The 9554-nt window shown below is 54.3% G+C and carries 10 protein-coding genes, 1 tRNA gene and 1 pseudogene; 6 read left to right on the top strand and 6 right to left on the bottom strand.

Translation table 11 applies throughout. The features are described 5' to 3' along the window. From apbE to RTY00_RS12675, 3 genes and pseudogenes are all read left to right on the top strand, one after another. Positions 1 to 854, top strand: an 854-nt coding sequence (apbE, locus tag RTY00_RS12685) for an FAD:protein FMN transferase ApbE (RefSeq protein WP_312664697.1), incomplete at its 5' end; no start/stop codon positions are given. 11 nt (positions 855 to 865) lie between these two features. Further along, positions 866 to 1507 carry a DNA oxidative demethylase AlkB gene (gene alkB, locus RTY00_RS12680; RefSeq protein ID WP_312664696.1) on the top strand — a complete coding sequence of 214 codons (642 nt, stop codon included), beginning with the start codon at positions 866 to 868 and terminating at the stop codon, positions 1505 to 1507. A 185-nt stretch (positions 1508 to 1692) separates the two neighbouring features. Continuing rightward, positions 1693 to 3344: pseudogene (locus RTY00_RS12675) on the top strand (multidrug ABC transporter permease/ATP-binding protein). Positions 3345 to 3500: 156 nt separating this feature from the next. Here the strand turns inward: RTY00_RS12675 and RTY00_RS12670 are convergent. The 3 genes from RTY00_RS12670 to arsH form a co-directional block, all read right to left on the bottom strand. Beyond that, the gene (locus RTY00_RS12670) at positions 3501 to 4223 is read right to left on the bottom strand and encodes a 4'-phosphopantetheinyl transferase superfamily protein (RefSeq protein WP_312664695.1); all 723 of its coding nucleotides are present in this window, start codon (positions 4221 to 4223) and stop codon (positions 3501 to 3503) included. A 77-nt stretch (positions 4224 to 4300) separates the two neighbouring features. After that, the gene (locus RTY00_RS12665; protein WP_008105079.1) at positions 4301 to 4504 is read right to left on the bottom strand and encodes a hypothetical protein; all 204 of its coding nucleotides are present in this window, start codon (positions 4502 to 4504) and stop codon (positions 4301 to 4303) included. A gap of 217 nt (positions 4505 to 4721) precedes the next feature. Next, positions 4722 to 5423, bottom strand: coding sequence for an arsenical resistance protein ArsH (arsH, locus tag RTY00_RS12660; protein WP_312664694.1), 702 nt, complete (start codon positions 5421 to 5423; stop codon positions 4722 to 4724). An 88-nt stretch (positions 5424 to 5511) separates the two neighbouring features. On the opposite strand from arsH, the gene RTY00_RS12655 reads away from it, so the two are divergent. Together RTY00_RS12655 and arsC are read left to right on the top strand one after the other, a co-directional pair. Next, positions 5512 to 5832, top strand: coding sequence for a metalloregulator ArsR/SmtB family transcription factor (locus tag RTY00_RS12655; protein ID WP_312664693.1), 321 nt, complete (start codon positions 5512 to 5514; stop codon positions 5830 to 5832). A 198-nt stretch (positions 5833 to 6030) separates the two neighbouring features. Then, positions 6031 to 6456 (top strand): glutaredoxin-dependent arsenate reductase, encoded by a 426-nt coding sequence (gene arsC / locus RTY00_RS12650; RefSeq protein WP_312664692.1) that lies wholly within the window; start codon positions 6031 to 6033, stop codon positions 6454 to 6456. A gap of 54 nt (positions 6457 to 6510) precedes the next feature. Here arsC and RTY00_RS12645 read toward each other — a convergent pair. The 3 genes from RTY00_RS12645 to RTY00_RS12635 all read right to left on the bottom strand — a co-directional run bounded on the left by RTY00_RS12645 (position 6511) and on the right by RTY00_RS12635 (position 8662). Beyond that, positions 6511 to 6587: transfer RNA gene (locus tag RTY00_RS12645), tRNA-Pro, on the bottom strand. A 70-nt stretch (positions 6588 to 6657) separates the two neighbouring features. Further along, on the bottom strand, positions 6658 to 8412 hold the full coding sequence (gene yejM / locus RTY00_RS12640) for an LPS biosynthesis-modulating metalloenzyme YejM (protein WP_312664691.1): 1755 nt from the start codon (positions 8410 to 8412) through the stop codon (positions 6658 to 6660). 22 nt (positions 8413 to 8434) lie between these two features. Further along, positions 8435 to 8662 carry a YejL family protein gene (locus RTY00_RS12635; protein WP_036648480.1) on the bottom strand — a complete coding sequence of 76 codons (228 nt, stop codon included), beginning with the start codon at positions 8660 to 8662 and terminating at the stop codon, positions 8435 to 8437. A 158-nt stretch (positions 8663 to 8820) separates the two neighbouring features. On the opposite strand from RTY00_RS12635, the gene yejK reads away from it, so the two are divergent. Further along, positions 8821 to 9554: nucleoid-associated protein YejK (gene yejK / locus RTY00_RS12630; protein WP_312664690.1), on the top strand; the 734-nt coding region annotated here is incomplete at its 3' end.

The following is a 9554-nucleotide window of genomic DNA, read 5'->3' as shown; positions in this document are numbered from 1 at the left end:
TGGATCGCGATGACGGCGAACTCTCGACGTGGAAAAGCGATTCGGTGCTGTCGCGCTTTAATCAGTATCAAGGTAATACTCCGCAGCCGGTGAGCGCCGATATGGCGGATATTGTCACTGAAGCGCTGCGAATTGGGCACAAAACCTCGGGTGAGATGGATATTACCGTCGGCCCGCTGGTCAATCTGTGGGGCTTTGGCCCGACGAAGCAGCCAGCGCACACGCCCAGCGAGGCGGAAATCGCCGCCGCTAAAGCGCTGACCGGCTTGCAGCATCTGCGCGTCATTCAGGGCGTTGACGGCCAATGGCTGCAGAAAGATCTGCCCGGCTTGTATGTCGATCTCTCGACCATGGGCGAAGGTTATGCCACCGATCACCTGGCGCGCCTGATGGAGCAGCAAGGTATCACCAATTATCTGGTTTCGGTGGGCGGCGCGGTATTGAGCCGGGGCGTTAATCCCAATCAAAAGCCGTGGCGCGTGGCGATCCAGAAACCCACCGATCGCGAAAACGCGGTGGAAGCGCGCGTTGATCTGCAAGGGCACGGCATCAGCACTTCCGGCAGCTATCGCAACTATTATGAACTGGATGGCAAACGCATTTCGCACGTCATCGATCCAGGCACCGGAAGGCCGATTGAGCACAAGCTGGTGTCGGCGACGGTGATTGCCACCACCGCGCTGGAAGCGGATGGCTGGGACACAGGCTTGATGGTGATGGGTAGCGAACGCGCTAAAGCGTTGGCGTTAAAAGAGCATCTGGCGGTTTATTTGATCAGCAAGCAGGGCGACGGCTTTACTCACTGGATGTCGCCACAGTTTAAAACCTTCCTCATCGATCAGGCATCTCAATAAAGGAGGCGCACATGCTGGATTTATTTAGTGACGAAGCGCCGTGGCAGGAACCGCTGGCGGATGGCGCGGTGATTCTGCGACGTCGCGCCCGCGAACAGGCTGATGCGCTGCTGGCGGCGATTCACGACGTCGCCGCTAAGAATCCCTTTGCCCATCGCATCACGCCCGGCGGCCATCGCATGTCGGTGGCGATGACCAACTGCGGCGATTTTGGCTGGTCCACCGATTCGCGTGGCTATCAATATACCGAGCAGGACAGCAACAGCGGACACCATTGGCCGCCGATGCCCGCGCTGTTCCGCGAACTGGCGCAGCACACCGCACGCGAAGCGGGCTTTGCCGGTTTCAATCCTGATGCTTGCCTGATTAACCGCTACGAACCCGGCGCAAAACTGACGCTGCATCAGGATAAAGATGAGAAGGATCTGCGCCAGCCGATTGTGTCGGTTTCATTAGGATTGCCTGCAGTGTTCCAGTTCGGCGGTTTCGAACGCGGCGATGCCACCCAGCGCGTGTTGCTGGAACATGGCGATATTGTGGTGTGGGGCGGGCCATCGCGCCTGCGTTATCACGGCATTCTGCCGCTCAAACCCGGTATTCATCCGCAGGCGGGTGCGTTCCGCTACAACCTCACTTTCCGCCGCGCTTTTTAGGCATCTTCGGCGTTTATATGCAGGTGTGCATGAACGCGCACCTTACGAAACCCCGCCATATATCCGTAGGGTCGCCATTCATGGCGACCAATTCATTTAGACAAATATGGGATGAGAATTATTCTTGCTATCAGCCAAGGCGACATTAAACTGCAGGCTGCTTTATTGACCGCTGGAACCCTTTGATGGCATTGCTGCAAGTCGTTTTTCGCCAGTACCGCTGGCCTTTTATTGGCGTCATTCTTCTCACGTTGTTAAGCGCCGTGCTCGGTATCGGCCTGATTGCCTATATCAATAATGAGCTGATCGTCGCGGTGAATACCTCGATTTCGGTGCTGCCAAGTTTCCTTGGCCAACTGTTCCTGCTGATGGCAGTGACGCTCGGCTCCCAGCTGGCGTTGACCATGCTCGGCCACCATTTTGTCTGGCGGCTGCGCGGCGAATTCATCAAGCGGATCCTAGATACGCGCGTGGAGCGCATCGAACAGATCGGCAATGCCCAACTGCTGGCCGGCCTCACCAGCGATGTGCGCGCCATCACCATCGCCTTCGTGCGTTTACCCGAGCTGATTCAGGGCATCATTATTACGCTCGGTTCGGCGCTTTATCTCGCCTGGCTCTCACCGAAAATGCTGTTGATCACTTGCCTGTGGCTGGTGGTGACACTGGTTGGCGGCTGGTTGCTGGTATCACGGGTTTATCAGCACATGGCTAAGCTGCGTGAAGTCGAAGATGACTTGTATCGCGATTTCCAGACCATTATTGAAGGGCGCAAAGAGCTGCAGCTCAACCGCGAACGTGCGCAGCTGATTTACGACAGCGTTTATCAGGAAATGCCAAAACCTATCGCCACCATATTGTGCGCGCCGATACCTTCCATCTCAGCGCGGTAAACTGGTCGAATATCATGATGCTGGGCGCAATTGGCATCGTGTTCTTTATGGCGAACGGATTGGGCTGGGCTAACACGGCGGTGGCGGCAACTTATTCGCTGACGCTGCTGTTCCTGCGCACGCCGCTGCTGGCGGCGGTTGGCGCTTTGCCGACGCTGCTTAGCGCGCAGGTTGCCTTCCGCAAGCTCAATACCTTTGAACTGGCGCCGTATGCAGAAACCTTTAAAGCGCTGCCAAAAGTCAGCGACTGGCAAACGCTGGAACTGCGCGACGTCTGCTTCCACTATGGCGAGCACGGATTCCAGGTTGGGCCGATCAATTTGACGCTGCGTCGCGGCGAACTGGTGTTCCTGATTGGCGGCAACGGCAGCGGAAAATCGACGCTGGCGATGCTGCTCACTGGCCTCTATCAACCGCAATCGGGCAGCTTACTGCTGGACGGCAAAGTGGTTGACTGGCAAAACCTCGATGCCTATCGCAAACATTTCTCGGCGGTGTTTACTGACGTACATCTGTTTGATCGCTTGATCGGGGACCAGGGAAAACCGGCCAATCCGGCACTGGTGCAGCAATGGCTGGAGCGTCTGAAGATGCAGGATAAGCTCAAGCTGGAAGGCAACAAAGTGCTCAATCTGCAACTGTCGAAAGGGCAGAGCAAGCGACTGGCGCTGCTGCTGGCAGCTGCTGAAGAACGCGACATCCTGCTGCTGGACGAATGGGCAGCGGATCAGGATCCGCATTTCCGTCGCATCTTCTATCGTGAGCTGCTGCCGTGGTTACAGGAATCGGGCAAAACGGTGTTCGCCATCAGCCACGACGATCATTACTTTATCCATGCCGATCGCTTGCTGGAAATGCGCGAAGGTCAGCTGAGTGAGTTGACCGGCAACGAACGCGAGATGGCAACGCTGGATGCGGTGCAACGTACCGATACCGGCCATTAGCGCTAGCCGGGAAAGCTTAGCGAAAACCCTTATTGGGCAAGAGGTTGCGGAGTGAGTAAAGTGACTTCCAGCAGAAATTCTCGTTTCTGCGTCCCTGGAACACTTTTCTGTCGTCTTGTGTTGTCACCGGCTCGGGTTTATTTCTGGGCCGGTTTTTTATTTTGGTAGTGGATGCGTCAGCAGCGTAATCACGCGGTTTCCAGCCAGCCAGAAACGCGCCTCCAGCAAAACTTTTGTGGTAAAATGCCTATCAAAATCCCGACACAAGCGCAGCGTTGCGCGGCCTTGCTGCACGTCCAGTTCCACCACTTCCGCCTGAAGAAAATCCATTGGCTGATGCAATTGCGGCCACAACGCTTTATACACACTCTCTTTCAGTGAAAACAGCAACGTAGCGGTCTGGGCAAAGGGCAAAGGTTGCGCCAGCAGACGCTGCTTTTCCGCCGTGCTCATCAACATCCCGGCGGTTTCATCAGCGGTTTCCTCCGCCATTATCTGCTCAACGTCCACGCCAATGCACAGTGGCTCGCGCGTCGCAGCCATCACCGCAATGCTGTGCGTGTGCGACAGCGACGCCTGAATGCCAGCGGGCCACAGCGGTGAACGATCGGGCGCATTACACAATACAAAATGCGGTAAGCCGAAGTTCGCGAGGTTTTGCTGCACCAGCCAACGACTCGCCAGATGCTCGGCTTTACGTTTGGTCACCGCGCTCTGTAGCGACGCGGGCAGCGGCAGTTGCCATGCCTGATGCAGTTCGGCATGCCAGTGTTGTTGATCAAATTCACACCAGGCGATCGGCAATACATCCAGCGACATGCCAGCAGCGTGGATAAACGGGGAAGAGGGCAGAGCAAGCGGCGTTTGAGAGGCGAACATAAAAAATCACGGCTGACGGAAAACGTAGTTTTACCAGTCAGCCGGATGGAGAGCAAGCCAAAGGGGCTCGCCTACTTTTAGTTGTTTGGCGGAATCGCCATTCCTTTAATCTGCACCACGAAGTGCTGATGGCCTTTGGTGATGCGCGCACCGCGATCGCACCAGCGCGAGGCGAGACGGAAGAAATCGTCGCTGCCGATATCGTAAGCCAGTTCAACTTTATTGATACCCGAGTGCAGGAGTTCTTCCGCATCCTGCAGGTTTTTTGCTTTGATGACCATAATGGTTTCCATCGAAAAAACAAGAGACCTAAGAGTAAGAGAATTCTGTGACAGTTTTGTTTCAGTTTGATGAAGTGCTGTCATATTTATCCAGAAATGTGATCTGGCTCGGGTTGGTTTGCTTTCGGTAAGTTACTGATTAAAAGCTAATAATCATTCATCTCCTGGCGATAATCTGATAATGCTTGGCAGTTCAGGCACGATCAGCCCGTCATCCTTAAATCTTCGCCTGATTCACGCGCGCTGTGAGTTGTTGGTGATTCTCCTTACGTTCGCTATAGCGATCCGCAAGATAGTCAGCGTGGCCTTTCAGGATCAGCGTGATTTTGAACAACTCCTCAGCCACATCAACAATCCGATCATAGTACGCCGAGGGTTTCATCCGGCCTTCTTCATCAAATTCCTGCCACGCCTTGGCAATCGAAGACTGATTGGGAATGGTGAACATCCGCATCCATCGACCCAGCACGCGCATCTGATTGACGGCATTAAAAGATTGGGAACCGCCACACACCTGCATCACTGCCAGGGTTTTTCCCTGCGAAGGACGGATGGCGCCTTCAGTCAGTGGAATCCAGTCAATTTGCGCTTTCAGGATGCTGCTCATCGCGCCGTGCCGTTCTGGCGAGCTCCATACCATGCCATCGCACCACCTCACCAAGCTCCGCAGCTCCTGCACTTTTGCATGCGTTTCAGGCGCATCATCAGGCAGCGGCAAACCCGACGGGTTAAAAATTTTCACCTCAGCGCCCATTCTGGTCAGCAAGCGGGCGGCTTCTTCTGCCGAGAATCGGCTAAACGAGCGCTCACGTACCGAACCGTAAAGAACGAGAAATTTCGGTGGCAGATCAGATTTACCGATCTGTTCGGCAATGAAGGGATCAAAGTGTTCAGTCACCAGGGCAGGAAATGAGGTCATGTGAAAATCTCCAGGCTGTAAATTCTGTCTTTACTTCTAACACATATGAATTAACATATGTATTAAATTTTCACTGGAACCCAAATCGATGCTTCCTGTTCAACTTTTCAAACTGCTTGCCGACGAAACGCGTACGACGATCGTTTTATTATTGCGAGAGGCCGGAGAGTTGTGTGTCTGCGATCTCTGCGCCGTTACCCAGCTATCACAGCCAAAGATTTCACGCCACATTGCCTTGCTGCGCGATGCTGAGCTGATTATGGATCGACGTGAAGGCAAATGGATTCATTATCGTCTCTCTCCGCATATGCCGGCCTGGGCTGCATTGATTATCGATACGGCCTGGAATAGCCAACGTGAGGAAGTGCGTGAGTCGCTGAAGAACGCCGCCGCTGCGGGTTGTGAATAATCATTAAACACATTCGATTATTCGAATTAATTGGGGGCGTGATGTTTCTGGCAGGCGCGCGGCCTGAGCATTGGTTGGACGGCAACGATAGGGGCTTTAATTACGGCGCGGGGATCGTGATGACGTTTCCCGTGCTGCTGGTCACCCTGAGTGCGTTGGCCTTGCGCCTGACGTTGTCCCATTAAGATGAGAGCAACCATGACCGACATTACCATTTACCACAATCCTGACTGCAGTACATCGCGCAACACGCTGGCGCTAATTCGCAATAGCGGCGTTGAGCCGACCATTATTCTCTATCTTGAAACGCCGCCCAGTCGTGAAAAGCTCAAAGTGTTGATCAGTGCGATGGGTATCAGTGTGCGTTCATTGCTGCGCAAAAATGTCGAACCTTTTGAGCAATTGGGTTTGGCTGAGGAGAGATTTAGCGATGAGCAACTCATCGAGGCGATGTTGAACTATCCCATCCTGATTAACCGCCCGATCGTCGTATCTCCGTTGGGAACTCGCTTATGTCGGCCTTCTGAAGCCGTACTTGATATTCTTCCCGATGCGCAGCAGGGAGCGTTCATCAAAGAGGATGGCGAGAAGGTGATCGATCAGCACGGAAATCGAATTGTTTAGACCAGATCTCAGGCAATAAAAAAGCAGCCCTAAAGGCTGCTTTTTTTGGGATTTTGGTCGGCACGAGAGGATTTGAACCTCCGACCCCGGACACCCCATGACCGTGCGCTACCAGGCTGCGCTACGTGCCGAACGAGGAAGAATATTACTGTTTCCGCGCACGATTGCAATATGAGCAGCATTTAACTGCCTCATAATTAATCAGTTTGCGACGAATCGCTTCTCTTCCGTCAGCACCTGCAGCAGCAATGCCAACTGCGGTTTATGATCTTTCAGCTTGTGACCCTGCGCATCGTAAGCGCTGTAGCTGCCGTTGTTATTCAGCACCAGCGTCACGGTTGGCGTGGTCACTACCAGTTTGCCATCTTCGCTGCTCGCCACCCAATCGTGGCTGCGTTGCGCGGCAAACAGATCTTCACCCTGCGAGAAGTTGGCGGGGTTGGTGCGCACGTGCAGCAGACGCTGCATCAGCGTGGTCATCACGTCCTGCTGATCGGTTAGGCGATCGATGGTTTGCGCGGGCGTGTTCGGCCAATGCACCACCAGCGGCACCTGCAAGGTCGCACGATTACCTGGATTATCATCGTTGCTATCAAGATTGACCGCACGCTGCGCTGTAATTACCACCACGGTATTTTTCAGCAAGTCGCGATCCTGCAAGGTTTGCAACACCGCATTAATCTGCTCATCGACACCGCTTGCCTGACGCGCATAACTGCGCTGACGTGCCTTCAGGTTGTCGCCATTAACCGTGACACCGTTCAGAGCAATCCACGAGAACCACGGCGCGCTGTTAGATCTCTGTCCGTTGAGCCAGTTTTGCCACTGCGTCACCGTGGTGCTATTCGGCTGGGTATCGGCCTGCGGCAGCGAATAATCGGCTAATAAAGCCTGACGATATAGCGGTTGGCTAAAGCCATCCGATGAGAACAAGCCAAACTGATAGCCTTGCGCATTCAGCGCATTAAGCAGGGCCGAAGGCGTGCGCGATGCTAAGACGCCATCCATATAGCTTGAAGAGATGCCGTAGAACAGGCCAAACAACCCTTTTTCCGGCTGCAGTCCCGCGCTGTAGTGCTGGGTGAAGCGCACGTTTTCGCTGGCGAATTGATGGAGCGACGGCAGCGCTTTTTCCACCGTGGCGTTGTTCAGGCCATCAACGGTCAGCACCAGCAGATTGTGGCGCGTACCGCCATCGCGGAAGGTAATGTCACTCAGCGGATACTGCACTGACAACGCTTCCGGATCGCCCTGTTGCACCAGGCGGCGCTGATACTCCTGCGCATCCAGCAAACCATGACGCTCAAGGAAGCGACGCGCGGTCATTGGATAGGAGAGCGGCAGATTGGCGCGCTGCATAGTAATAGGGCGATAGAAGTTAGCATCCGCCCAGATATAGAGCAGATGGCTGGCGAAAAAGGCGCTGATAAACAGGGCGGCCAGCGGTTTACCGAACGAACGCCGATTAAGGCTGCGCAGCTTTTGCCAGCTCCAGGTCGCGAACAGCATTTCGACGAGGAAAATCAGCGGCACGCTGATAAACATCAGCTGCCAGTCGCGCGCCATCTCGCTTTGATCGGGGTTAATCACCAGCTCCCACACCACCGGATTAAGGTGCAAGTGGAAGCGGCTGAAGACCGCGCTATCGACCATAATCAGCGTCAGCCCGGCGGTGGCGATAATCGCCGACAGCACCCTGAGCAATCGCTGTGACATCACCACAAAGGTGAGCGGGAATATGATCAGCAGATAGCCCGCGAAGACAATGAAACTGAAATGACCGATCCAGCTGGTAAAGGCATAGATACGTCCCGCGAGCGACGCGGGCCAGTCGGCGACCAACAGGTAGCGGCTGCCTAATATAAACGCGAAGATAATATTAAACAGGGCAAACCAATGCCCCCAGCTGATCATCTGGGAGACTTTTTCGCGGTAGCGCTGCCGGTTGGTTACCATATTATGAGGTCAAATCTGCATATTAATGAGCGTTATCGTCGCGTACGGATGACTGCAACGCATCCGCGAAAGATCGTGCCAGAGTGCGGCGTTGAGCCGGTGAAACGCTGGTATTGATCAAGTTAGTTACCATGTTACCCAATACCATCAGGGAAAGGTCGGTTGGCGCTTTATCTTTTTCAAGAATCTGCGCCATCTCTGCGAGGAGCTTTTCCACGCGTTCGTCACTGTAACGGGATGATTGTGGCATATCGTCGTCTAATCAAGGGTGAAAAGGCGGTATATTACCGTAACAACGCACTTTTTTCCGCAATTTTATCGCAAGCAGAGCGATCAGTTTGTGCTGGTAGTTGAAAGCGGCTGCGGGCGGTGTTTGAATACGCGCCTGAGCTAAAAGGAGAGTCTACCATGAGTCTGGATATCGACCAGATTGCCCTGCATCAGTTAGTTAAACGTGATGAAAACCAGCTGGAACTGGTACTGCGCGACACTTTGCTGCCTGCGACCCGCGCGGTTGAAGAGATGGCAGAAGAGCTGCATCGGGTTTACAGCGCCAAAAGCAAAGCTTACGGCCTGTTTAACGAGGACAGCGAACTGGCCGACGCGTTGCGTAACTGCCGCAAAGGGGAAGATGACTTTCTGGCATTTAGCCGTGCGGCAACCGGACGTCTGCGCGATGAGCTGGGTAAATATCCGTTTGCGGAAGGCGGCGTGGTGCTGTTCCTGCACTATCGCTATCTGGCCGTCGAATATTTGCTGATTGCGGTACTGAACAGCCAGTCGAGCATGCGCGTCAACGAGCAGCTGGATATCAGCAGCACCCATTATCTTGATATCAATCATGCGGATATCGTGGCGCGTATCGATCTCACCGAGTGGGAAACCAACCCGGAATCGACCCGCTATTTGACCTTCCTGCGCGGTCGCGTGGGCCGTAAAGTGGCGGATTTCTTTATGGATTTCCTCGGTGCCAGCGTCGGTCTGGACACCAAAGCGCAAAACCGTGGCTTGCTGCAAGCGGTTGATGATTACTGCGCCGAATCAGAACTCGATAAAAACGAGCGCCAGAACTATCGTCAGCAGGTTTACACTTACTGCAACGATCAGCTGCAGGCGGGCGAAGAGATTGCGCTGCACGATCT

Origin of the sequence: Pantoea sp. CTOTU49201 (genome assembly GCF_032054795.1) — a bacterium.
GTDB lineage: Bacteria > Pseudomonadota > Gammaproteobacteria > Enterobacterales > Enterobacteriaceae > Pantoea > Pantoea symbiotica.
This window is presented reverse-complemented; position numbering and strand designations above follow the sequence as displayed.

Coding starts and splice junctions, on each gene's coding strand:
- alkB (WP_312664696.1), top strand. CDS start 866: ATGCTGGATTTATTTAGTGACGAAGCGCCGTGGCAGGAACCGCTGGCG.
- RTY00_RS12670 (WP_312664695.1), bottom strand. CDS start 4,223: ATGTTCGCCTCTCAAACGCCGCTTGCTCTGCCCTCTTCCCCGTTTATC.
- RTY00_RS12665 (WP_008105079.1), bottom strand. CDS start 4,504: ATGGTCATCAAAGCAAAAAACCTGCAGGATGCGGAAGAACTCCTGCAC.
- arsH (WP_312664694.1), bottom strand. CDS start 5,423: ATGACCTCATTTCCTGCCCTGGTGACTGAACACTTTGATCCCTTCATT.
- RTY00_RS12655 (WP_312664693.1), top strand. CDS start 5,512: ATGCTTCCTGTTCAACTTTTCAAACTGCTTGCCGACGAAACGCGTACG.
- arsC (WP_312664692.1), top strand. CDS start 6,031: ATGACCGACATTACCATTTACCACAATCCTGACTGCAGTACATCGCGC.
- yejM (WP_312664691.1), bottom strand. CDS start 8,412: ATGGTAACCAACCGGCAGCGCTACCGCGAAAAAGTCTCCCAGATGATC.
- RTY00_RS12635 (WP_036648480.1), bottom strand. CDS start 8,662: ATGCCACAATCATCCCGTTACAGTGACGAACGCGTGGAAAAGCTCCTC.